We start from the raw sequence: 23,871 nt of genomic DNA, 5'->3' as shown, positions 1-23,871 counted from the left end.
TTGGCAAGGAAGGTTGGCAGCATGCCCATGGTGGCCGGGTAGATGCTGCCGATCCTGATCTGGCGGATGCGACTGCCGCCGGCTGCCCGCGTCAGTTCGGTGGTCAGGTCGATGTCGCTCAGGATCCGCACACAGCGATCATAGAAGGTTTCCCCTGCCCTGGTCAGTTCCACCCGTCTGGTCGAGCGGATGAACAGCGGGCAGCCAAGCTCCCTTTCCAGCGACATCACATGATTGCTGAGCGCCGGCTGGGCAATCCGCATCCTGGCTGCCGCCCGGCCGAAGTGCAGTTCCTCGGCCACCGCTTTGAAATAGGTGAGTTGGCGCAGTTCCACCTTTAACCCTCCGCCTCATACAAACCAACAAGCACTAATATGGGACCTACAGTCCGTCGATTGTCAAGCCGTTTAAATGTGTTCTGCGCGGATGGACACGAAGCAGACCATTGGATGGAATTTGAGGCGCCTTCGCGTGGAGCGAGGTCTGTCGCAGGAAAGGCTCGCACTGGAGGCAGGTATCGACCGTTCCTATGTGGGGCGAGTTGAACGGGGTGAAGAGAACGTCACGGTGGCCACCCTAGAGGCTTTCGCACTTGTTCTTTCGGTCGGGATTGCAGCCCTGTTTGAAGAAATTAGTCCGCATGAGGGAAAACCCAAACCGCTTCGCTCGGGCCGCAAACCTAAGGGAAGAAATTAAGGCTCAAGTGAGGTCGTGCGTGTACGTGGGTGGTCGAATAAGAGGCCGGCGACATGGCGACGAGCGCTCGCCGCTCTTGATGGGATTCAAACGAAGTCCCGGAAAATAAAAAGCGCAAGCGTCTGAAATTTCGAACTTTGTGGCGTGAGTTCTATTGTGGACCTCCCAAATCCTCGCGGTATTATAATACCACACTGCGGGATAATGTAAATTGCGGAACCGATTTGGGAATCGAGCACCTCCAACCCGCGAAGGATGAGCCTGCAGTCACAATACCAGTGCGAGCCAGTGCGTGGGGAAATTCCACATGGTCATTGTTGACCTTGGCACTCGTACCGCCTTGAAGGCTATGAACTGTCTTGGCCGCTGTATCCCTGCAAAATTGACGAGCCAGCTTTTTGCCAAGCTATTCACGATCCGCCCTCAAAGGTTCATTTCGAACGATTCGAGCGTGAGATCGCGGAACGCCTTCGACGCGTCGGTTAATGGCAATGACGTCCCGGCAGCCAGAACTATCTTGTGGGGCGGGATATCGTCGGAAATTTCGAGGCGCTTGACGGCTTGTCCATCATAAGTCGCTTCGTGCGCAATGTCGGTGGCGAGCAAGCTGAAGCCAAGCCTATTGGCCACCATTGAGCGAACCATTTCAATGGATTTAGTCTCTAAGGCGATCGTCACTGGCAATCCTTGGCTTTGGGCGATCGAGAGGAAGAAGTCCCTACTAAACGGCAGACTGATGAGAATTAGAGGATCGCTTAGCAAATCCCGCACAAACACCGTCTTTTCGTTGGCGAGATGATGCCCGTCGTGCACGAGCGCATAGGGGCGAACCTCCTTGAGGTTCGTGAGGTGTAAACCGGCCGGAAGGCCGACATCATACATGATCGCGAGGTCGATTCTGCCCGAAGTGAGCCCCTCGACGAGACCGCGCAGGTCATCCTCAACCAGCTCCACGCAGCTGCCGGGAAAGCGTTCCGCGAACAGACGGACAAGCTTGGGGACATAACGCGGCCCAACGGTGGAAAACACCCCGAGGGTCAGCTTGTGGGACATCAAGTCGGCAGTCTCTGCGGAGAACACCTGCTCCGCCTGATCCAGCAACCTCCGAAATTCGGGGATCTTCAGGCGCCCGAAAGGCGTCGCCTGCAAGCCGTGACCCGACGTCCGCCGAAACAGCGGCTGCCCGAAATGCGCCTCGAGTTGCGTAACGGCTTGGGATACCGATGGCTGCGACACATTGAGTGCTCTGGCGGCGGCGGCAGTCGACCCGTGGTCGGCGACCGCGAGGGCGTATCCCACCTGTCTGAGATTGAAGGGTACAGGCAAACTCAATATCTCGTATCAATAATCTATATTTCTACTTATACCCCTGATGTGACTAGGCTGGAAGCTCAATTGGAGCCGAACATGCCGTCGATCAACAGGCCCTTGAGCGGGATAACGGTCATTGACTTCACCAGGGTCCTCGCTGGTCCCTACTGCACTGCGCTGCTCGCCGATATGGGCGCGGAGGTGATCAAGATCGAGAGCATCGAGGGCGACGACTATCGTAAGGTCGGTCCCTTTTTCGGCGGCAAAAGCGCCCTCTTCGAGAGCGTCAATCGTGGCAAGAAATCGATCGCCATGGATTTGAAAGAGCCGCACGAAATCAAGGCGCTCCGCGCCCTGGCGAGACAGGCAGATGTGGTGGTTGAAAACTTCCGCCCCGGCGTGATGACCAAGCTTGGCCTTGGGCCGGAGGTGCTGTGCTCCGACAATGAAAGGCTCGTTTTCGCGTCGATTTCCGGCTTTGGCCAAACGGGGCCGAATGCCATGCGGCCTGCCTACGATATCATCGTTCAAGCCATGACGGGGCTGATGGAATTGACCGGAAACGAGGCCGGGGACCCCACAATGATCGGAGAGTCATTCGGAGACGTCGCGGCGGGCGTGTTTTCGAGCTGGGCGATTATGGTGGCGCTCTTCGAGAGGGAAAGAACCGGAAAAGGCCGGACAATCGACGTCTCCCTTTTTGACTCGTTGCTGGCAATGATGCCGACAGCGGGAGCGCGCGTCCTTCTCGCAAATGGTGATCCGGTGCGCACCGGCAACAAGCATCCCCTGTCGGCGCCCTTTGGCGTCTATCGCGCCGGAGAAGGCTTTTTCGCTGTCGCGGTTTTGAACGATCGGCTTTTCAAGGTCTTTTGCGAGGTCATTGGACGCCAGGAATTCGTTGACGATCCGAGGTTCGCAACGGATGCCAGACGACGAGAGAACGAGCCGGATCTGGCTGAAGCAATCATCGCCTGGGCACGAGACTTCACCGCCACCGATGTCGTCGAAATTCTGACGAAAGCAGGCGTTCCGGGCTCGGTGATATCATCAGCGAGGCAGGCCTGGACCTCTGCGCAAGCCGATGATCGAGGCCTTTATTCCTATGCGGCAGCCCGGGACGGCAGCCAGCTTCCGCTACCGGAACAACCGGCGCACTTCATCGGCGATCGGCGAGGAGGTCGCACCGCGGCTCCGGAACTGAATGAGCACAATGATGAGATACGCGCATTGATCAGGGTGGCATGCGAATGAGCGAGTTGAACGATGAAGAGCGAATGATGCTCGAACAGATCGGGCGCTTCGCGAAGCAGGAGCTTGAACCCTACGCTCCCTCTCTCGACGAGGGTGAAGAGACCGCCACGCGCCATCTAAAGCACATGGCCGCTCTGGGGCTGATGGGCCTGAACATCTCGCGGAATCATGGCGGCATTGGATTGAGCGGTATTGCCCTCTATGAGGCGGTCGAATTGATAGCCGGCGCATGCGGCTCGACCGCGTCGATGTTGACGGCCCATTTTCTTGCAACCGATTCCGTTGACATCGGTGGCAGCGAGGAACAAAGAGACCGAATTCTCCCGCTTGCCGCTTCTGGCGAAATGCTGGGCGCATTCGCCCTTACCGAACCCCATGCTGGCTCCAACCCGGTCGATATGGGCACAACGGCGGTAAAGTCCGAGCGCGGGTATCACATACGTGGCACCAAGTGCTTCATATCCAACGCGGCGTACGCGGATTTCATCATCATCTACGCCAAAACGGCCCCCGAATTGGGCGCGCGCGGCATTAGCGCCTTTCTGGTCGAACCGAAAGAGGTCTCGGGCATCGAATTCGGCTTGCCCGAGCGGACCATGGGCCTCAGGGGTGGTCACGTCTTTACCGTCACGCTTGATTGTGTCGTCCCATTGTCGAGCCTGATGGGGACCGAGGGATCAGGCTTTCGAACCGCGCTGAGTGTGCTCGATAACGGCCGCATAGAAGTCGCGGCGCAAGCAACGGGCGTAGCGGCAGCAGCTCTTGAGGCGGCGATTGCCTATTCGAAGGAGCGGAAGGTCGGAGGACATCCCGTTGCGGATTTTCAGGGCATCCAATGGATGCTCGCCGATTGTGCCGTGGACCTGTCGGCCGCTCGGGCACTCGGCAAAAGCGCCGCCGGCATGCGGGGCACCGGCAAACGCTATTCGACGGAAGCCGCGATGGCCAAACTTTTCGCAACGGAAGCGGCAGGACGCATCGCTGACAAGGCCCTGCAGATTCACGGCGGCAACGGCTATACCCGGGACTATCCTCTGGAGAGATATGTGCGGGATCTGCGCATCCTGCGAATTTACGAAGGCAGCTCGGAGATTCAACGCGGTTTGATCGCGAGAACCCTGCTTCGTGACCGATAAATCCCGCGAACACATCGCAATCACTCGAGCGCGAAACAACAGATCGATGGCTCGGCCAAATATCAGGGCTGCCGGCATGGCAACGATATTTGAGAAGGATCTGCCTGACAACGTCCTCAGCATCGAGAGGCGAAGCAGGATTTGGAATGGCGCCATTGTCGAAGACATTCACGAGCACGCCAACGGCTGCGTTGTTCACCCGATGCCGCATGCGAACGAAACCCGATTTACGGTCAGTCTGGCGGAGGTCGGGAGCACGACGGAGTGCCGGCTGACGCCTGACAAGGCCAACCCACTGGAACACAGCACCAACCATATGGCGGTGATTTCCAGGGGACTGCCATGGTGGGGATACGCGGGACAGCTTCGCTATGCCAGATACGCCATGATTGTATTCGACATCCCCATTCTGGAAGCGCGCCTGCAAGGTGACTTCCGTCCAGCCATTTTCGAAGAGCCGCGATTGCGCTTCAACGATCCCAGGATTCTATCGCTGGTGAAGATGCTCATCGAGATCCCCGACGCCGGTGCGTCATACGCCTTGTTCGGCGACAGTCTGGTGGCCGGCATATTGGCTCTGCTGAGCGCTATTCCATTGGTCGACCGGCGACACATGAAACTCGCCCCGTGGCAGGTTCGCCGGGTCAAGGACTATATGCACAGCAGGCTTCCTCGACCGGTCGAGCTCGGCGAACTCGCCGCCTTGCTCGGCCAGTCGCAATGGCATTTCTGCCGAGCTTTCAAGGCGTCGACCGGAATCTCCCCTTACCAATGGCAGCTTGAGGAAAGAACCAAGATGGCCCAGGGACTTCTGCTTAAATCGGATGCTCCGCTCGACGTTATTGCCGAAGCGACGGGCTTCAGCGATGCCATGCATCTGATCCGGGCATTCAAGAAGCGAACAGGCCAGACGCCGGCAGCCTGGCGGCGCGAGAACAGCCTTCGATAGAAGGCGCCGCCAACCTCGAGCGATGTCAACGAGGGCAAGACCGTACATGAAAGCGCAAGAACGTGCATGGCATAGGAGGCGGACCCGCGTATATTCAGCTCAACTGTGCGATTAGGTAGGCTTTCATTTGGATCAGATACTCGCCATACGGACCTTCGTACGCGTTGCCGAGGCAGGATCCTTCGCCAAGGCCGCGGACAGCATGAACTTGCCCCGCTCGTCAGTCAGCAAGCTTGTGCAGGATCTCGAGGCCCATCTCGGGACCAAGCTGGTTGAACGCACCACGCGGTCAGTGACGATGACCACCGAAGGCGTCACCTATCACGAGCGCGCCCTCCGACTGCTTGCCGACCTCGACGATATGGACGGCACGGTCGCAGGCGCTCGCAGCACGCCGAAGGGGAAGCTGCGCGTCGACATCGGATCCGTGCTGGCGAATGAAATTCTCATCCCCGCGCTGGCCGACTTCCAGCTTCAGTACCCCGACATCGATCTGATGTTGGGCGTCAGCGACCGCTCGGCCGACCTTATCGGCGAAGGCATCGATTGCGTCATTCGCGGCGGGGCGCTCCCTGACTCTTCCATGATGGCGCGCAAGCTGTGCGAGCTTGACTATGTGCTCTGCGCCGCGCCCGGCTACCTGAACGGACGAGAGCCGCCGGTGCATCCGGACGATGTCCAGGCGCACCGAGTCGTCAGCTATTTTTCCGCATCGTCGGGAAAGCGATTTCCCCTGCGCTTCCAACGAGCTGATGAGCGCATCGAATATGCGCCCGGTTCCGAAGGCATCTCCGTCAACGAAAGCACCGCGCATCTGAACGCGCTGCTGGCCGGATTGGGCATAGGTCAAAGCTTCGGCTTCCTCGCCAGACCGCACATCGAGCGCGGTTCGCTTGTCGAGTTCCTTCCGGAGTGGAAACCCGAAAACCACACCCTCCATCTCGTCTACCCCGCCGACCGATTTCCGAACCCTCGCCTGCGTGGGTTCGCCGACTGGGCGGCCAGGATCTTTGAGCGCGTCGACGCCAGGCGCGCCACCACACCCGAGATCATCCATGCCGATGGATAATCTCTCCATACAGGGCGGCTTCTCGCCGCCACGCTAGCCAACTAGATTTTCCTCATCGGACGGCGACGACAGGCCAAACGCCAACGCCACCTCCCGAACAGCTTCAACACTTCAACAGGCCGCGCGCATTCGGGCTGGACCCTTCCGCGCGCCCAGCATCAGGAGAAAGCAACATGACCAACAGGCTCGTAAACAAGATCGCCGTCGTAACCGGCGCCACCAGCGGTATCGGCCTCGCAACCGCCAAGCTCTTCGCGGCGGAGGGCGCACGCGTCTATATCACCGGCCGCCGCAAGGATGCGCTGGACAAGGCGGTCGCCGAGATCGGCCACGGCGCCGTCGGCATCCAGGCGGATTCGGCGAAGAATGAGGATCTCGACAAGCTCTTCGCTCAGGTCAAGTCGGAGCGCGGACGCCTTGATGCCCTCGTTGTCAACGCCGGCGGCGGCACGATGCTGCCGCTCGGCCAGATCACCGAGGAGCAGATCGACGACACCTTCGGCCGCAATGTGAAGGCCGTCATCTTCACCGTGCAGAAGGCGCTGCCGCTGATGGGCCAGGGCTCGTCGGTCGTGCTGACCGGTTCGACCGCCGGCACCGAAGGTACCGCCGCCTTCTCGGTCTATTCCGCCTCCAAGGCAGCCGTCCGCAACCTCGCCCGCTCCTGGGCGCTCGATCTCAAGGGCACCGGCATCCGCGTCAACGTCGTCTCACCCGGCGCAACCCGCACCCCGGGCCTCGTTGAACTTGCCGGCGACGACAAGCAACAGCAGCAGGGTCTGCTCGACTATCTCGCCTCGCGCATCCCGCTCGGCCGCGTCGGCGAATCCGAGGAAATCGCCAAGGCGACCCTCTTCCTCGCCTCCGACGATGCAAGCTTCGTCAACGGCGCCGAACTGTTCGCCGACGGCGGCCAGGCTCAGGTCTGATCACATGACGGGAGTGGCTGACGGCCACTCCCCTTTCTCAAGGAGTTAAAGCGATGCGCGCTGCAGTCTATTTCAAACATGGAAAGCCCGAGGAGGTCCTTCAGGCCGTCGAAGTCGACGATATCAAGCGTCCAGGGCGCGGTGAGGTTCTGATCCGGGTGCTGCTGCGCCCCGTTCATCACGGCGACCTTCTTGGCGTCGCGGGACGTTACCAGCCGGGATCGGTTGTTCCCAAAGAGGGCGTGCGCGTCGGCTTTGAAGGCTACGGCATCGTCGAGGAAGCAGGAGATGGCGTCGATCTCAAGTCTGGCGTCCGCGTCGCTTTTTTCCCTGGCCGAGGAGCCTGGAGCGAAAAGGCGATCGTCTCCGCGGAATATGTCACCGAGATTCCGGCCAACGTATCGGATGAAGCGGCAGCCCAACTCCACGTCAATCCGCTGACGACGGCGCTTTTGCTGCGAGCTGTCGAGACATCCGGCGCCAAACCGGGGCGGGATGTCGTCGTTCTGACGGCCGCCGGATCCGCCGTTGCCCGACTGACGATCGGACTGCTTCTCGATCGCGGCTTCGACGTGGTTGGTGTCGTCAGGCGTGAAGCCGGCGTCAACGAACTCAACGTCGTGTTCCCGGATCTGCCGGTCGTCTCCACCGACAAGCCCGGCTGGCAGGACAAGGTCATTTCGGCCGCGGACGGTCACCCGATCGGGGTCGTGCTCGACCCGGTGGGCGGCGAGACGGCCAGCGCGGCGGCCGGGCTGCTGGCTCAAGGTGGCAGCCTTGTATCCTATGGCGATCTGTCCGGGCAGCCGATCTCGGTGCCAGCCCTCTATTTCTCGACCCGCGACCTCCGGATCTCGGGCGTGACCGTCGGGCGCTGGGCGAGCCTGCCGGTCGAAATTCGCAAGGCCGATCTCACGCTGGCGATAGAACTGGCCGGTGGCAAACCGGAGCTTTTCCCGGTCGAGAAGACCTTCGATCTGGCCGACGTCGGCAACGCCGCAGCGCTTGTCGAAATGCCCGGCAAGACCGGTACGGTCCTGCTTTCCTCCTATTAGAAAGCTGCCCGGTTACGGCCAGAGAGCCGAAATCCGGAGCAAAAACGTCCAGGCGAAGCAGATCCAGACATCGGCGCACGCTACGCGCCGATCAAATCTTGATCCAAATTTTCAACGGATCGTCGACAACCCAACCATGATCAACCCAGAACATGAGGAAACACCATGGCAGACCATGACAAGACTTTGCCCACGGGCGTCGTCGTAAGCGCCTACTACCGCGTCCATCCAGACGATCGCCAGACGTTCATCGACGCGGTCATCCCTGATATGACCGCCGCTGAAAAGATCAATGGTTGCCGGTTCTATGCCTTCGCGCAAGACCTCGTCGACCCTAACACCTTCCACCTGATCGAAGGTTACGAGAACGAGCAGGCTTATGAGGAGCACGAAAACTCCGAGACCTTCCTTAAGGCGCTCGCTCATGTCGTGAAGAATGTCCGCATTCTCGACCGGCAGGGCGTGCGCTACGCCGTTGGCAAGCTGCATATCGACGACCCTCGCGGCCGCGTCTCTGCCTGACGCGCCGCTCCCTGGAGGCGCAAGGTCATCTCAGGCCGTTTTCACGCCTCCAGGCTCCCGGAGTCTGGCCGGATCGCTTCTTGAAGGTTCGTATCAGATGCATCGCGTCGCTAAAACCGGTGGCCTCGGCAACGGCCTCAAGCGGGCTGTCGGAATTGAGGAGCAACCGTTGCACCATCTTCACCCTTTCGTCGAGCTGCCAGTGGTACGGTGACACCCCTGTCGAAGCCTTGAAAGCGCGCGCGAAATGCCACTGTGAGAGCCCGACCAAGGCAGCAAGTTCCTGCAACTCTACCTGTTCGGGCAAACGCGACAGCATGTATTCGGTCACCCGGTTAAGCTGCCAGGGTGCGAGCGTTCCCGAACGCGCATGCGTTTCCCTCGACTCAAACGCAATTGCGAATATCGCAGCGGTCAGGCTGTCGCCGTATAGCCGGTAGGTGTCATCCTCGGCAGGGATTTCCGCCAGCATCGTCACCAGCTTCCATATCCTGGGCTCGGTAAATTTCAGTCTAGGTGAACCACCCCGCGCGTAAGAAACATGGTGCTCGAACTTTTCAGAAAGTGCATCGAGGTCGAAGATGACTGTGGCGTCGTAGACGAACTTCACTTCGGAAGCGTATCCCCACAACGGCGTTCCTGCCGGAGCGAAGGCCATGTTTCTGGGCTTGTGTTCCACTGGACACGGTACATTCTTGCTGAGCCGAGGCTCTGTGATGCCACCGACCTCGTCGAGATTGATCGACAAGCGGGTCATGTCCTCGTAACCGAGAGGGTGAAGAATTTCGCCTTGCGAGTAATGCGCCTTCGTGATGTCTATACGGACGCTATTCCAGGACTGGGTTCGCGTGGTGATGCTGCGAATATTGTATGGCAGGCCGTGCAGTTCGGCTTCGCGCGTGTTCATCGCCGGTTACGCCTCCAGGTTCCGGGAGCCTCTCCAGTGCACTTCTTGAAAACACGACTGAGTTGCATTGGATCACAAAATCCCACGGCCTTCGCGATCGCGTCGAGAGGGGCGTCCGTGTGAAGCAGAAGTTTCTGTGCCGCATCCACCCGCTTTTTGAGCTGCCACTGGTAAGGCGACAGACCCGTGGAAGCCTTGAACGCCCGACAGAAATGCCATTGCGATATCCCGGCCAGCTCCGAAAGTTCTCGTAATTCGATCTGCTGCGGCAATTGATCCTGAATATAGCTGACGATCAGTGAGAGGGCATGATCCGAAAGCGGGGGCCGTGTCGCGGGCGGCTCATCGCCCTCGGTTGATAGAAGCGCGAACACGGCGGATGTCAGACTATCGCCCAGAAGCATCATCGATGGATCCTCGTGCTGGATGTCGACAAGCATCTTCACCAGAGCGTGGATCCGCTCGTCGGTGAACCTCATTCGCGGCCGCTCAAACATCTTGGCGTTGAAGTCGGCCTGGAACTTGTTCTCCAGCGTCTCCAGATCGAACAAAAGCAGCGCGTATCGGCTGTAGTGCAGCTCCTTGGTCGCGTGGCCCCAGAGAGGCATCCCTCGTGGCACGAGCGTCATATGGTTGGGTTTGTGATCCAAGAGGCAAGCCTGCTGCGGCTTCAGTCTCGGCTCGGTCACACCCCCGACCTCCTCAAGCGCCATGGCGATGCCGGTCTCCTCCGCGTTCAGCAGGGAATGGAGGACCTCGCCTTTCGTGTATTCGTGCACATCGACAATGGTGACGCCATTCCAGGACCGCGCCCTGCTGTCGATCCTTACGACGTTTTCGTGAAGATAGTTCGCGCCTTCGACACTCATTCCCTGCCCGTTCCCCTCCAGTTCCCGGCGCACAACCGGTTGGTGGACAACCTATCCACTCGCGCCAGCCCGTAAACGGTCCAATTCGGCAGGAGCGAAATTTGGAGCAAGAACGTGCAGCTTCAGCAAGAACGCGCATCGCTCGCGTGACCGGAGCGGAATAGTTTTCGACCGTTCAACGAAACTCGAACAGAAATGCCGACCGTGACCTCGACCAACCGATCCCTGCCCCTCACCCGACGAGACGCGCTTCTGACGGGCGCCGCTCTGGCCGCGACTCTGTCGCTGCCGGTCGCGCCGAGCCTCGGCGCAACGAAATCATCGAGCAATCCCACCAACGGAAATCATCCCATGACCGAAAGCCTCATCAAGACCAAGGACGGCGTCGACATCTTCTTCAAGGACTGGGGTCCGAAGGACGCGCAGCCAATCGTCTTCCATCATGGCTGGCCGCTGTCATCGGACGATTGGGACGCACAGATGCTGTTCTTCCTGGCCAATGGTTGCCGCGTCGTCGCCCATGACCGCCGTGGCCATGGCCGCTCGAGCCAGGTCGCCGAAGGCCATGACATGGATCACTACGCCGCCGACGCCTTTGCCGTTGTCGAGCACCTGAACCTCAGGAACGCAGTCCATATCGGACACTCCACCGGCGGCGGCGAAGTCGCGCGTTATGTCGCGAAATACGGCCAGCCGCACGGTCGCGTCGCCAAGGCCGTACTCGTCTCCGCCGTTCCGCCACTGATGGTCAAGACTGCTTCCAATCCCGGCGGCACGCCAATCGAGGTCTTCGACGGCTTCCGTTCGGCGCTGGCCGCCAACCGGGCTCAATTCTTCCTCGACGTCCCCACCGGACCGTTCTACGGCTTCAATCGCGATGGCGCTAAGCCCTTGCAAGGTATCATCCAGAACTGGTGGCGGCAGGGCATGATGGGCAGCGCCAAGGCGCACTACGAAGGTATCAAGGCTTTCTCGGAAACGGATCAGACGGACGACCTCAAGGCCATTACCGTTCCAACCCTCGTGATGCATGGCGATGACGACCAGGTCGTTCCGATCGCCGACGCCGGCGAACTCTCCGTCAAGCTCCTGAAGAACGGCACGCTGAAGGTCTACAAGGGATATTCGCACGGCATGCTGACCGTGAATGCCGATGTCCTCAACCCAGACCTGCTCGCCTTCGTGAAGGCCTGACAACAGGGGCGGACAGCGGGATATTATCCATCACGGTGGATGATGTCTCCACGCCATCAAGCTTCCCGGCCACTGCCCGCCCTTCTATCTTCTTCGCATCGGAAACATGGATGCGTCAGCCCAATCGGCCCGCCTGTCAAAGGCGGGGAGGCTTCTTGCATCCCTAAACATCGAGGTTCGAGCATGACGGCGACAAGTGAGCGTGCAACCTCCTCATGGCCCGCGGTGCTTTCAATCGCGGTGGGCACCTTCGTGCTGGTCACGAGCGAATTCCTTCCGATCGGACTGTTGTCGCATATCGCCAACCAGTTCGACATCCAGCCCGGGCAGGCAGGTCTGCTGGTCACCACGCCTGGCCTCATCGCGGCCATCGCGGCGCCCATCTGCACCGTTTCGGCAAAAAGGGTTGATCGCAGGCTTTTGTTGATCGGCTTCACGGTTCTTGTCCTGATCTCGAACCTGATCGTCGCCAGCGCTGCCCGTTTTGAAGTCACGATTCTCGGGCGCACCTTGCTCGGTATCAGCGTTGGCGGCTTCTGGACCTTCGCCGCGGCCGTCGGACGCAAGCTTGTCACGCATCGGGACGGCAATCGCGCGACGTCGATCATCATGGCCGGAATATCCATCGGAATCGTCGTCGGTGTACCTCTTGGATCGGCGCTCGGGAGCATTTTGGGCTGGCGCCTATCGTTCATCGCCGTCGCCGCATTGTGCCTGCTCGTCGCGGCAGCGCAGGCAACACTTCTGCCCAAGATCCTGATCGAGGCCGGGCAGTCCTGGCGAGGTTTGCGAGAAGCGGCTCGCAGCGCCAGCCTCACACTCGCCTTTACCGCGACCGCCCTGACTGCCGGTGGCCACTTTGCCGCCTACACCTACCTCGAGCCGCATCTGGTCAGCAACGCGCTGCTCGATCCGGCAAGGCTCGGCCTGTTCCTGGCGATCTATGGCGTCTTCGGTATCGTTGGCACCTTCGTCGGAGAGCGCCTGAGTGGTCAAAAGCCGGCAGCTGGCTTCATGTTGGTTGCCGCGGCGATGGCGGTGTCGATCATCCTGACCGCTCTTCTATCTTGGAACCCTTTCGCCGAGGCCGCCGCCGTTGCCATATGGGGAGCAGCCTTCGGGGCGGTTCCCGTCTGCGTGCAGATCTGGACCTATGCCTCCGATCCCGCAAGGTTCGAAAGCAGTTCTGCGATCACTGTCAGCGTCTTTCAGATCGCAGTCGCTGCCGGCTCATTTTTCGGCGGACTTGTCGCCGACGCGCAAGGGATTATCGCCGCCTTCCTGGCCGGCGCATGCCTGAACCTCCTGGCTGCGCTGCTGGTCGCCAGGAAGATGTCCCTCCCCAACATCGTCACAAAGGAGATCTGAAGTGATCTTTCGTCCTCTACTGCTCGCCATCGCCGCATTTGCCGCAAACGTTGCGATGGCTGATCTGGCTACCGCTCAATCCGCTACGGCAAGTACCGCCGCGCCGGCACCGAGCGATGCCGAGCTCGTTGCCTCGCTTCCAGGCTTTCGCAATGCCGATATCACCGTGAACGGCGTCAAACTTCACTACGTGATCGGCGGTCAGGGTTCGCCCGTGGTTCTGCTGCCGGGCTGGCCGGAGACGTGGTGGTCCTGGCACAAGATCATGCCTGAACTTGCCAGGGGCCACACGGTTATATCGCTCGACATTCGCGGCATGGGGCAATCCGACAAGCCGGCCGATGGCTATGAGAAGAAGATCCTCGCCAGCGATGTCCATGAACTCGTCAAGGCGCTTGGATATGGAAAGGCCGATGTGATCGGGCACGATATCGGCTCGATGGTCGCTTTTGCCTATGCGGCCAACTATCCCGAAGCCACCGGCAAGGTAGTGATGCTGGATGTTCCACATCCGGACGCCGAGCTCGCCAAGTGGCCGTTGCTTCCGACGGCCGGGACCTTCGGCGACAAGATCGACGAAAACCATGCTTACCCATGGTGGTTCGCCTTCCACCAGGTCAAAGGGCTGCCCGAGGACATCCTCGTGGGCCGTGAGGCGATCGAACAGAAGTGGTTCTTCCGCTACCTGACGAAGGACGAAAGCAAGATCGACGCCCGTGACCGTGCCGTTTACGCGACGGCCTATGCGAGCCGGGACGCAATCCGCGCCGGCAACGCTTGGTATCAGGCTTCCCGCAAGACATCGTCGATGACGGCAACTATGCAAAGCTCGAGATGCCGGTTCTGGCTCTGGGCGGCCCCGGTTACGTTTGGCTGAAAACGACCCTTGAGAGAAAGACGACCGATCTGAAGGCCTTCAAGATCGCCGATAGCGGCCACTTCATCGCCGAAGAGCAGCCGGAAGAGACCCTCAATTACATCGTCAACTTCCTCAAGTAAAATTTTCATTTCCAGGACACAGCCATGACAACTCAATCGACTGACCCTTCGCGTCGGCGCATGCTGCAGCTTGCTCTCGCCTTGCCCGCCGCCACCGCATTTGCTTCGCAGGCATCAGCCACGACATCCGCCTTAAGCATTCCGCCAGCGACGAAAGACGTCACACCCTTCAAAGTGTCCGTGCCTCGGTCCGCAATCGACGACCTGAGGCGCAGGCTGAAGAACACGCGCTGGCCGGAGAAGGAAACGGTTTCCGATTGGTCCCAGGGGGTGCCGCTTCACAAGACGAAAGCCCTGATTTCCTATTGGGCGGAGAAGTACGACTGGCGCAAATTCGAGAAGCGCATCAACGCCTATCCGCAGTTCCGCACCGAGATCGACGGGCTTGGCATCCATTTCATTCATGTGAAGTCGAAGCACGAGAACGCCCTGCCGATCATCCTGACCCACGGCTGGCCGGGCTCGGTCGTCGAGTTCCTGAAAGTGATTGAACCGCTCACCAATCCGACCGAGCACGGCGGCACGGCTGAGGACGCTTTCCACGTCGTCATTCCCTCACAGCCCGGCTTCGGCTTTTCCGACAAGCCGGCCTCGGAAGGATGGACCGTGGTGCGGACCGCCAATGCGTGGGCCACGCTGATGAAACGCCTCGGCTATGACAAGTGGGTGGCGCAAGGCGGAGACTGGGGTTCCGGCGTCACCCACGCCCTTGGCCATATCAGACCCGAAGGGCTTGTCGCCGCGCACGTGAACTGGCCGCTCGTCTTCCCGGAGAAATTCCCGGACAATCCGACGCCCGAGGAGAAGGCGGCGATGGATGCGGTCGCCCGGTTTGCCAGCGACCAGTTCGGCTATTTCAAGGAGCAGGCGACGCGGCCACAGACGATCGGCTACGCGCTTGCGGATTCTCCGGTCGGACAGGCGACCTGGATCTACGAGAAGTTTCAGGCCTGGACGGACAATCGCGGCGAACCGGAAGACGCCCTGACAGTCGACGAGATGCTCGATGATATCTCGCTCTACTGGTTTACGGACACGGCCGCCTCGTCCGCTCGCATCTACTGGGAAAACGCCCGCAACGGCGGCGGCTTCGACGCCGGTCGGATCGAACTGCCGATGGCCGCGACGATCTTTCCAAAGGAGATTTACCGGGCGCCGAAGGCATGGGCCGAAGCCCACTGGCCGAACCTCTTTTACTGGAACGAGGTCGACAAGGGCGGTCACTTCGCCGCCTTCGAGCAACCCAACCTCTTCGCGCAGGAAATGCGCAAGGCCTTCAAGTCCATCCGCTGATCCACCTCTAGCAAAGCCAAGGAAACAACATGCCTACCAACGAAGAAATCATCCGCGAACTCTACCGGACCGCCGAAGTGAAGGATGTGGCGGCATTCGTCGCCCTTTTTGCCGAGGGCGGCTATTTCTGGGACGTGTCGGCCGGCGCGAAATATTACGGCCCCGACATCGGCAAAACGGTCAACATCTACGCTACCGCCTTCCACGACATGCACCGCGAACTCGGAAACTTCTACGTGACCGACGACGTGGTCATCGTGGAACTGACCCTCAACGGCACCCATACAGGCCCCCTTGCGCTGGCAGCTGGAACGATTGCGGCGACGGGCAAGGAAATGCACGCACCATGCTGTGACGTCTTCCATCTGAAGGATGGCAAGGTGACGTCCTTCCATTGCTACACGGCCGCGACAATCATCTTCGGCCAGCTCGGGGTGCTCGGCAACCTCGGCGCGTCCCTCCAGCAAGCGTGACAGCGGCTACGGCCGATTTCGAACAGCCGCGGCGCATTCTGATCATCCATGCTGATGGATTGTATCTCCCTGCGCCGCCACTTCTGCGCAGGTCGCCCGCCGCCTAGATCAGGGCATGTGTTTGAACCCCAGAATGGAAATGACGATGAAAGATGTGAACCCTGACAGCCCCCGCGATATCGACCCTAGCCGCCGGCTGTTTCTTGGAGCTGCGGCAGCAGTTTCGGCCTTCATGGCGGTCGGCGAAGCGGCGGCGGCAATGCAGTCGACCGGCGGCATGGAGGTGCCCACTGCGACGAATGGCATCGATCCATTCAAGGTGAAAATCCCGGCTTCAGCAATTGAAGACCTTCGCGGCCGGCTTCGTGCCGCACGCCTGCCGGAAAGGGAAACCGTCGCCGACTGGTCGCAAGGCGCCCCTCTGAATTCGGTCGAGGCGCTTTTGAAGTACTGGCGCGACAGCTACGATATGCGTCGGCTGGAAAAGCGCCTGAATGCCTACCCGCAATTCCGGACCGAGATAGATGGCTTGGGCATTCACTTCATCCATGTGAAGTCAAAACATGCGAATGCACGGCCCCTGGTCCTGACGCATGGATGGCCTGGTTCCGTCATCGAATTCCTCAACGTGATCGGTCCGCTCACCGATCCGATCGCTCACGGCGGCAAGGCCGAGGACGCATTCCACGTCGTTATCCCCTCGCTGCCAGGCTACGGCTTTTCCGACAAACCGAAGGAGACCGGTTGGGGCCTACCGAGGATCGCGCGAGCATGGGCGCAGTTGATGCAGCGCCTGGGCTACACGCAATATTATGCCCAAGGTGGAGACTGGGGTGCTGGTGTCACCACATGGATGGCGAAGCAGCATGTTGCTGGACTGAAAGGTGTCCACCTCAACCTGCCCTTGCTGTTTCCGCCGCCGATTGAAGGCACTCCTGACGCGGAAGAGCAGGCATCGATTGCCCAACTGGTCGCTTTCGGGACCCATGGCTCCGGCTACGCTAAAATACAATCCACCCGCCCGCAGACGATCGGCTATGCGCTTGCGGATTCTCCGACCGGTCAAGCCGCCTGGATCTACGAGAAATTCGGAGAATGGACCGATGCGGACCATCACCCGGAGAAGGAGCTCGGCTACGACCAGATGTTGGATGACATCATACTCTACTGGCTGACGGACACCGCAGCGTCTTCGGCACGGCTCTACGCCGAAAGTTTCGATACCGATTTCAGCCCTCAAAAGCTCGATATCCCCGTTGCGGTCAGTGTATTCCCTGCCGAGCTCTACCGACCTCTAAAGATCTGGGGGAACCGTATGTACTCAAAGCTGACCTATTGGAACGAGGCCGCGCATGGCGGGCATTTCGCGGCTTTCGAACAGCCTGAGATCTTCACCGAAGAACTCCGCAAGGCCTTTGCGACCATGTGAGGCCTGAGCCGTCAGAGCACTGCAACGAGCCGTGTCGAGCGGGCGGCGCAAAAAAGTTTGCGCCGTTCCGGAATAGAACTGCAGATGGGGTGTCTACCTCGATGTAACAATAAGGAAGAAGCCGATGAACCTTTGGTCCTCCCGAAAGTCGATGGTCCTTGCGGCCACCGTTCTCGCAACTGCGGGCGCCTGCGCCGCCTTCGCCCATGATCCCTCGCAGCACGATCATTCGGCGATGCAGATGGATGACGCCGGTCCTGAGGCGGCCTACCTCGCGGAGAACGACGCGGCCATGAACAAGATGATGGCGGACATGGAGGTTGAGCCATCAGGCGATGTCGATCGCGACTTTGTGGCGATGATGACGCCCCATCACCAGGGCGCCATCGAGATGGCGCTCGCGGTTCTCAAATACGGCAAGAACGAACAGCTCAAGCGCATCGCGCAGGAGATCATCGTGGATCAGCAGCAGGAGATCGCAGCCATGAAGCTTGCGATCGGCGATCCGCTACCCCCATCCGAGGCGGCCCCAACCCAGGTCACCCCGGAGACTACCCCCACCGGATCCACGCCCAGCAAGACCATGCAGGGCATGGACCCCAACATGAAGATGTAAGCCAGAGGTCCTCCCAATGAATATTCGGACATCTTTCGCCGCCAGCTTGCTGGCGGGCAGCATGCTGTTGCCTTTTTCCGCCTTCGCGGGACAGGCGCCCTTCGCCGCGTCGGACCCGGAGATCCCCGTCAGCAGCAAGGACCGCGTCTACGCCGCCGAGCAGTTCTCCAACACCGTGTCGGTGACCGATCCCGCGACCAATAAGCTTCTCGGCGTCATCAAACTCGGCGATCCTCAGCCCGGCAACCTCTCGCCGCTCTACAAGGGCCAAGTGCTGGTCCACGGCATGGGCTTCTCGCCGGACGAGAAGACGATCGCCGTGGTCTCGATCGGCTCAAATTCCGTGACCTTCATCGACACCGCAACGAACACAGTGAAGCACACCACCTATGTCGGCCGCTCGCCGCACGAGGCATTCTATACGCCTGACGGCAAGGAAGTCTGGGTGACGGTCCGTGGCGAGGACTATATCTCCGTCATCGACGCCGCCACCTTCGAGGAGAAGACGCAGATCAAGGTGCCGGCAGGTCCCGGCATGCAGATCTTCTCTCCTGACGGCAAGTATGGCTATATCTGCTCGTCCTTTAATCCGGAGACCGTCGTCGTCACCGTCGCCGATCACCAGATCGTCGGCCACGTGAAGCAGGCGAGCCCCTTCTGCCCGAATATCGCGGCATCGCCGGATGGAAAACAGGTGTGGTTCACCCTGAAGGATATCGGCAAGACGCAGGTCTTCAATGCCCAGCCGCCGTTCGATCTGGTCCAGACGATCGATACCGGCCCGATCACCAATCACGTCAACCTCGTCACCAACAAGAACGGCAGTTTCGCCTATATCACGGTGGGCGGCCTCAACGAGGTGAAGGTCTTCCGCACCGACAACTTCGAACAGGTCTCGACGATCCCTGTTGGCAACCTCCCTCACGGGATCTGGCCCTCGGGCGACGGCGCGCGCGTTTATGTCGGCCTGGAAAACGCCGATGCGATGGCCGCGATCGACACGCTGACCAACAAAGTCATCGCAACGATCCCGATCGGCCAGGCGGCACAGGCCGTCAACTATGTACCGAATGCCGTTCCTGAAGGCGACGGCATGCAGAACCTGCAGCCGCTCGGCACGGCAGGCGTCGCCGCTCATCTGACGCTTTCGGCAAAGGGCGACAAGCAAAAGACGGCGCCGACGAGCGTTACGCTCTTCGATCAGGGGCTGACGCAGGTGCTGCAGGCATCCGTAACCGGCCTGGAACCGAAGACCATGTATGTGCTGGCGCTGTCAGACAAGGCGGATGGCAGCGGTTCGCTGCAGGGCTTGTCGAACTTCATGACGAACCCGGCCGGCTCGGCGATCGTCAATGCCGTTGGCCCGATCCGGCAGATCGTCGGATCCAAGCATAAGGATGAGCGTAGGTATATTGTCGTTGCCTCATCGGTCGACGGCAAGCCCGGCAAAGTCCTGCAGGTGCAGGCCGATTGATGTGAAAGATTGCCCGCAGCCTACTGCGGGCAATCTACCCGGGATCTCACAGAGACGACTTCCCAGCCAATCGTAATGGCAAAACGTCCACACTCAGCGATTGGACACTTGAACCGGGGCCATCGAATACCTTAAGTCAACGATGGATGGTCAGCTTGGTAGAAGCCACGGCTGAAGCGACGGTCTCGGCAGCTCGAGGCAACCCATCCGCGTGCTCAGGAAGTAGGTCAACATGACGTCGATGGCGTGGCGTAGTAGTAGAACAGTGCTGCGGGCTTCGACATTGGTCTCGGATTCGGGATGACCGCTATCTACGACGAGGCCGACTTTCTCACGAAGATCGTCAAGCTAGATAGCTGGACAGGATCTTGGAATGGCGTGACCATCGATGAGCGACGTGAGCGGCTGAGAGGACAAGTCCTTCACGAGCTTGTCCGGGAAGATGAAACCGGGCTCACCATTAATCTTGACGAAGTCGGCGGCTTTACCGAACCCCGGTTAAAGAGAGACCAGCCTTGCCCGATTGACCACCGCCCGAACCATATGGCCCTGATCCCGAAGGGTATGCGCTTGTGGGGCTACGGGGAGCTTGAATACTGCCACTATGCGGTATTGCGTTTCGACATTCCGACACTCATCAGAACGTTCGGCGACGAGTTCACCGCTCGGGCATTCGAGCGTCCACGCATTAGATTCATGGACAGTCGAATTCTGACACTCGTCCGTATGTTGCTCGAAATACGGACAGAAAAGACCTCAAACCTGCTTGGCGAAAGCCTAACTGCCGCGATTTTCGCGATCTTATCTGCGGGGGATGCAGAAGTGCGCGAGGCGGGCAAGCTCGCTCAATGGCAGGTGAAGCGAGTCACCGAGTATATGCGCGAACAATTACCCCGTCAGATAGAACTAAGCGAGCTAGCTGGAATTCTCAACCAGTCACAGTGGCACTTTTGTCGAGCCTTCAAGGCGTCGACCGGGCTTTCGCCCTACCAGTGGCAGCTCGAGCAAAGAATCAAATTTGCGAAGGAACTGCTTCTTGATACGGACATCCCGCTGGAAGCGGTCGCGGAGGCCACGGGATTCGTCGATGCGATGCATCTCAACCGGGCATTCAAGCGCCGGGCGGGAGAAACACCAGGTGCATGGCGCCGCTCTCAGAGGTAGCTCTCGGGCGGGTGATGTCAGGTTAAATTCTTGATCCGCGCTTTCGACATGACGCGTGGCTCAGGCAGTTGTGCCGGTCACGGCCTTCCAATGCGCGATCGCCCTGAGGCGATGCAAATGGATGGCAATAGCTGAGCGTTTTGAACGAGGCGGCAGAAGAGATTTCGGACCGCCGAAAAGACGCTGGTGAAGCGTTGCAGGGCGCCTGGCGAGCGAAACCGTTGCATCAGCCGTTCCCGTTGTCGCAGTGGCAAATGTGAATTTTCGGCGCGATTGTTCAGCCCCTTGTGTGATCGATGCTCGACCGCCGGCATGATCTGACGCCGTGCCGCGCCGTAGGAACGCAGCTTGTCGGTGACGATGCGCTTCGGCACCCGGCCCTGCTTCTTCATCAGCCGGATCAGCAGGCGTTTCGCCGCCTTGGTGTTTCGTCGCGACTGGACGATCTCGTCGAGCACGTAACCGTCCTGGTCGACGGCGCGCCAGAGCCAGTGTCTTTTCCCGCCGATCAACACAGCCACCTCATCCACACAGGCGAGCCGCGTCGGTTTGCCAACCAGGTTCCGTTTCTCGCCTATCTGGCGGAAAATGGTATCGACATCTTTGACAGGAACATTATCCGCCCGTTTGCCGAGGCCGGCATTTGGGGCGCCATCCGCCATCATGGCCTGGTTGGCAATGCAGTGATCGTATCCGACGATGCTGGGCAGTTTCGCGTCGGCAACCATGCGCTCTGCTGGGTCCATGCAGAACGCCTGCTGCACAAGCTGATGCCGTCGACGCCGCGCCAGGTCAAACATGTCGAGACGCTGCGTGAACTCATCTGGCTCTTTTACAAGCTGCTGAAAGACTATCAGCGAAGTCCAAGCCGGCGTGCAGCCCACGGTCTTCAGGTCCGGTTCGATCGGATATTCTCCATCCGCACCGGATATCGCGACCTCGATCAACTGCTGTCTCGGCTGAAGCGCCGCAAGGCCGAGCTGCTGCGAGTTCTCGAGCGGCCTGAAACGCCGCTGAATACGAACGCATCGGAAAGGGATCTTCGCGGGTTTGTCATCAAGCGGAAGATCTCGGGTGGGAAGGTCAGTCGCAATGGCCGACAGGCGCGCGACAGCATGCTCGGCCTGATGAAGACCTGCCAAAAGCTTGGTCTGTCGTTCTGGCACTATCTTGGCGATCGGTTGGGCATGGGTGACGACGATCATCCTATTCCGCCCCTCCCTTCCATGGTCGCAGCGCGCGGCTGACGCTTTTCCATTGCTCATTGTGCCGGCAGTGCCACCGGATCAGCCCCGCTTCCCCCGCTTGTTAGCGGGGCAAAATCGGTGGCAGAATTTTAGTGCCCGCTCATAAAAAGTGTGCATAAGCCGGCGCGTTGAATCCGGCTGGTCGGCGCAGGGATTCCTAAGACGGGGCAAATCATGATTCGCTCCGGGCATGGCAAAGAAGCGGCTCCCCTCACCCGAGCATGCCGACACGCTTTCACTGAATGCGTTGCGCAGTCTGGTGACGGGTTTGCTGGAACGGTCGCTGCAGGCGGAAGCCCGACTCGAGAAGCTCGAGGCCCACAACATCCAGCTGCGGGAGGAAAACGCCGCCCTCCGGCTCGATAACACCCGCTTGAAACTCGACAATCAGCTGCTGCGCGACGAGATCGCCCGGTTGAAGAACCTGCCGCCGCGCCCGCCGTTTCGTTCCTCCGGTATGGACAAGGCGACGGATGCCAAATCCGATAACAAAGCCCAGACAAAGAAGAAGCCGCGCGGTCCGAAGTTCGATATGAAACGGGTGAGCCGGCAGGAGATCCTGCGCATCAACGCCCCGGCCGGCTCACGCTTCAAGGGGTACAAAAGCATCTATGTTCGCGACCTGGTGCTCAAGGCGGAGCTCGTGCACTACCGTCGCGAATGTTGGATGACACCGGATGGAAAGACGGTACTGGCAGCCTTGCCGGCGGGGATCATCGGTGGCTATGGCCCCAATCTCAGGCGGCTGTGCCTGATGTTGCATGCACAAGGACAGGTAACGACCGCGCGTCTGACGACATTGCTCAATGACATTGGTCTCGACATCTCAAAACGCCAGATCGTACGGCTTCTGACCCGACAGCTGGATGGCTTTGTTGCCGAGGACGCGGCGGTGTTGCATGCCGGTCTAGTGTCGTCGTCTTATGTCACCGTCGACGACACTGGCGCCCGACATTCCCATAATCCATGTTACGCCACACACATCGGCGGCCCGAATTTTACTGTCTTTCGCACCACAAAATCGAAGTCCCGCCTGAATTTCCTGTCGCTATTGCGCGGCGGCTACCAGGATTATGTGCTGAACGATGCCGCGTTCGATTACCTGAAAGAACGCCGTGCGGATGCGGCCATTACTGCCGGACTTCGCGCACTTGAACCGCAGCGCTTCTGCAACCAGGTGCCATTCCTGGCGCATCTGGCCGACAAGGGTATCGACATCTTTGACAGCCAGGAGATTGGCACGCTTGCCGAGGCCGGCCTCTGGGGCGCCATCCGCCATCATGGCCTGGTCGGCAACATGGTGATCGTGTCCGACGACGCCGGCCAGTTCCGAGTCGGCAATCACGCCCTGTGCTGGGTGCATGGCGAGCGCCTGCTGCAGAAGCTGATGCCGGCGACCGCGAAGGAGGAACGGCTGCTCACCATGGTCCGCGATCTCGTCTGGCGCTTTACAAGGCGCTGAAAGCCTACAAGCAGAATCCTTCCCCTCAGTCCGCTCCCGCGTTTCGACGACGGTTCGACAGGATCTTTACCCTGCGCACCGGTTATGAGGCTCTCGACAAGTTGCTCGAACGGCTGCATCGACGAAAGAATGAGCTGCTGAAGGTCCTCGAACATCCCGATATTCCGTTGCACACCAACGCATCGGAGAATGACCTACGAACGTTTGTCACGAAGCGGAAGATCTCCGGCGGCACGATGAGCGAGGATGGTCGTGTTGCGCGCGATGTCATGCTTGGTTTGATGAAGACGTGCCAGAAGTTGGGGCTTTCCTTCTACCACTTCCTCGGTGACCGGCTCGGCATTGGCACCATAGGTAACCCAGTCCCGCCGCTGCCGGCGATCATTCTCGCTCGGGCCTAAAACACCGGAGCCGCCCGGCTCGGCTGCATTCAGCGACGTTGCCCAACGAACCGG

At 59.8% G+C, this 23,871-nt stretch carries 22 protein-coding genes and 3 pseudogenes; 20 read left to right on the top strand and 5 right to left on the bottom strand.

Annotated features, from left to right (window positions below):
* Positions 1 to 335 (bottom strand): LysR family transcriptional regulator (locus C934_RS0117680; RefSeq protein ID WP_018857984.1); only part of this gene is annotated, 335 nt, incomplete at its 3' end.
* 91 nt (positions 336 to 426) lie between these two features.
* On the opposite strand from C934_RS0117680, the gene C934_RS33760 reads away from it, so the two are divergent.
* Positions 427 to 696 carry a helix-turn-helix domain-containing protein gene (locus tag C934_RS33760; RefSeq protein WP_083929870.1) on the top strand — a complete coding sequence of 90 codons (270 nt, stop codon included), beginning with the start codon at positions 427 to 429 and terminating at the stop codon, positions 694 to 696.
* Between the two features lie 423 nt (positions 697 to 1,119).
* Here C934_RS33760 and C934_RS0117675 read toward each other — a convergent pair whose 3' ends face one another.
* Complete coding sequence (locus C934_RS0117675) at positions 1,120 to 1,995, bottom strand: LysR family transcriptional regulator (RefSeq protein WP_198011816.1); 876 nt, start codon at positions 1,993 to 1,995, stop codon at positions 1,120 to 1,122.
* Between the two features lie 108 nt (positions 1,996 to 2,103).
* Here C934_RS0117675 and C934_RS0117670 point away from each other — a divergent pair, with 108 nt between their 5' ends.
* The 7 genes from C934_RS0117670 to C934_RS0117640 all read left to right on the top strand — a co-directional run bounded on the left by C934_RS0117670 (position 2,104) and on the right by C934_RS0117640 (position 8,921).
* Positions 2,104 to 3,261, top strand: coding sequence for a CaiB/BaiF CoA transferase family protein (locus C934_RS0117670; protein ID WP_037089929.1), 1,158 nt, complete (start codon positions 2,104 to 2,106; stop codon positions 3,259 to 3,261).
* Positions 3,258 to 4,397: an acyl-CoA dehydrogenase family protein gene (locus C934_RS0117665; RefSeq protein WP_018857981.1), complete on the top strand. Its 1,140-nt coding sequence runs from the start codon at positions 3,258 to 3,260 to the stop codon at positions 4,395 to 4,397. The genes C934_RS0117670 and C934_RS0117665 overlap by 4 nt, the downstream gene beginning before the upstream one ends.
* A gap of 76 nt (positions 4,398 to 4,473) precedes the next feature.
* Entirely contained in the window at positions 4,474 to 5,346 is an 873-nt protein-coding gene (locus tag C934_RS0117660) for an AraC family transcriptional regulator (RefSeq protein ID WP_037089939.1), read from the top strand.
* A 127-nt stretch (positions 5,347 to 5,473) separates the two neighbouring features.
* Entirely contained in the window at positions 5,474 to 6,415 is a 942-nt protein-coding gene (locus tag C934_RS0117655; protein WP_018857979.1) for a LysR family transcriptional regulator, read from the top strand.
* A gap of 173 nt (positions 6,416 to 6,588) precedes the next feature.
* Positions 6,589 to 7,344, top strand: a complete 756-nt coding sequence (locus tag C934_RS0117650; protein WP_018857978.1) for an SDR family NAD(P)-dependent oxidoreductase — start codon at positions 6,589 to 6,591, stop codon at positions 7,342 to 7,344.
* Between the two features lie 53 nt (positions 7,345 to 7,397).
* Positions 7,398 to 8,399, top strand: coding sequence for a zinc-binding dehydrogenase (locus tag C934_RS0117645; protein ID WP_018857977.1), 1,002 nt, complete (start codon positions 7,398 to 7,400; stop codon positions 8,397 to 8,399).
* A gap of 165 nt (positions 8,400 to 8,564) precedes the next feature.
* Complete coding sequence (locus tag C934_RS0117640) at positions 8,565 to 8,921, top strand: putative quinol monooxygenase (RefSeq protein WP_018857976.1); 357 nt, start codon at positions 8,565 to 8,567, stop codon at positions 8,919 to 8,921.
* Between the two features lie 25 nt (positions 8,922 to 8,946).
* Here C934_RS0117640 and C934_RS0117635 read toward each other — a convergent pair whose 3' ends face one another.
* The gene (locus C934_RS0117635) at positions 8,947 to 9,828 is read right to left on the bottom strand and encodes a helix-turn-helix domain-containing protein (RefSeq protein WP_018857975.1); all 882 of its coding nucleotides are present in this window, start codon (positions 9,826 to 9,828) and stop codon (positions 8,947 to 8,949) included.
* Positions 9,825 to 10,697 (bottom strand): helix-turn-helix domain-containing protein, encoded by an 873-nt coding sequence (locus C934_RS0117630; protein ID WP_018857974.1) that lies wholly within the window; start codon positions 10,695 to 10,697, stop codon positions 9,825 to 9,827. Before C934_RS0117630 ends, C934_RS0117635 begins: the two co-directional genes overlap by 4 nt.
* Positions 10,698 to 10,892: 195 nt before the next feature.
* Between C934_RS0117630 and C934_RS0117625 the strand changes: the two genes are divergently transcribed.
* The 10 genes from C934_RS0117625 (at position 10,893) to C934_RS0117585 (ending at position 20,707) form a co-directional block, all read left to right on the top strand.
* Positions 10,893 to 11,891: an alpha/beta fold hydrolase gene (locus C934_RS0117625; RefSeq protein ID WP_018857973.1), complete on the top strand. Its 999-nt coding sequence runs from the start codon at positions 10,893 to 10,895 to the stop codon at positions 11,889 to 11,891.
* A 183-nt stretch (positions 11,892 to 12,074) separates the two neighbouring features.
* Positions 12,075 to 13,259 carry an MFS transporter gene (locus C934_RS32085; RefSeq protein ID WP_018857972.1) on the top strand — a complete coding sequence of 395 codons (1,185 nt, stop codon included), beginning with the start codon at positions 12,075 to 12,077 and terminating at the stop codon, positions 13,257 to 13,259.
* A gap of 1 nt (position 13,260) precedes the next feature.
* Positions 13,261 to 14,136, top strand: a complete 876-nt coding sequence (locus tag C934_RS32080) for an alpha/beta fold hydrolase (RefSeq protein WP_198011815.1) — start codon at positions 13,261 to 13,263, stop codon at positions 14,134 to 14,136.
* A complete protein-coding gene (locus C934_RS35200; RefSeq protein WP_018857971.1) occupies positions 14,094 to 14,258 on the top strand; it encodes an alpha/beta hydrolase in 165 nt (54 codons plus the stop codon). The genes C934_RS32080 and C934_RS35200 overlap by 43 nt, the downstream gene beginning before the upstream one ends.
* 24 nt (positions 14,259 to 14,282) lie before the next feature.
* Positions 14,283 to 15,551, top strand: coding sequence for an epoxide hydrolase family protein (locus C934_RS0117610; protein WP_026371878.1), 1,269 nt, complete (start codon positions 14,283 to 14,285; stop codon positions 15,549 to 15,551).
* A 29-nt stretch (positions 15,552 to 15,580) separates the two neighbouring features.
* Positions 15,581 to 16,024: a nuclear transport factor 2 family protein gene (locus C934_RS0117605; RefSeq protein WP_018857969.1), complete on the top strand. Its 444-nt coding sequence runs from the start codon at positions 15,581 to 15,583 to the stop codon at positions 16,022 to 16,024.
* 145 nt (positions 16,025 to 16,169) lie between these two features.
* Positions 16,170 to 17,453, top strand: coding sequence for an epoxide hydrolase family protein (locus C934_RS0117600; RefSeq protein WP_156828762.1), 1,284 nt, complete (start codon positions 16,170 to 16,172; stop codon positions 17,451 to 17,453).
* Positions 17,454 to 17,577: 124 nt separating this feature from the next.
* The gene (locus C934_RS0117595) at positions 17,578 to 18,069 is read left to right on the top strand and encodes a DUF305 domain-containing protein (RefSeq protein WP_018857967.1); all 492 of its coding nucleotides are present in this window, start codon (positions 17,578 to 17,580) and stop codon (positions 18,067 to 18,069) included.
* Positions 18,070 to 18,085: 16 nt separating this feature from the next.
* Positions 18,086 to 19,543, top strand: coding sequence for a YncE family protein (locus C934_RS0117590; protein WP_018857966.1), 1,458 nt, complete (start codon positions 18,086 to 18,088; stop codon positions 19,541 to 19,543).
* A 300-nt stretch (positions 19,544 to 19,843) separates the two neighbouring features.
* Positions 19,844 to 20,707 carry an AraC family transcriptional regulator gene (locus tag C934_RS0117585; RefSeq protein ID WP_018857965.1) on the top strand — a complete coding sequence of 288 codons (864 nt, stop codon included), beginning with the start codon at positions 19,844 to 19,846 and terminating at the stop codon, positions 20,705 to 20,707.
* 60 nt (positions 20,708 to 20,767) lie between these two features.
* Here the strand turns inward: C934_RS0117585 and C934_RS32075 are convergent.
* A pseudogene (locus C934_RS32075) lies at positions 20,768 to 21,237 on the bottom strand (IS6 family transposase); the annotation flags it as partial.
* Between C934_RS32075 and C934_RS36175 the strand changes: the two are divergent.
* A pseudogene (locus C934_RS36175) lies at positions 21,232 to 21,954 on the top strand (IS66 family transposase); the annotation flags it as partial. The pseudogenes C934_RS32075 and C934_RS36175 sit on opposite strands and share 6 nt — an antisense overlap.
* Before the next feature lie 190 nt (positions 21,955 to 22,144).
* A pseudogene (locus C934_RS32070) lies at positions 22,145 to 23,817 on the top strand (IS66 family transposase).
* Positions 23,818 to 23,871: the final 54 nt, after the last annotated feature.

The organism is Rhizobium sp. 42MFCr.1 (assembly GCF_000377185.1).
GTDB lineage: Bacteria > Pseudomonadota > Alphaproteobacteria > Rhizobiales > Rhizobiaceae > Rhizobium > Rhizobium altiplani.
Note: the sequence above shows the minus strand (reverse complement) of the source record. Positions and strands in the feature narration are given on the sequence as shown.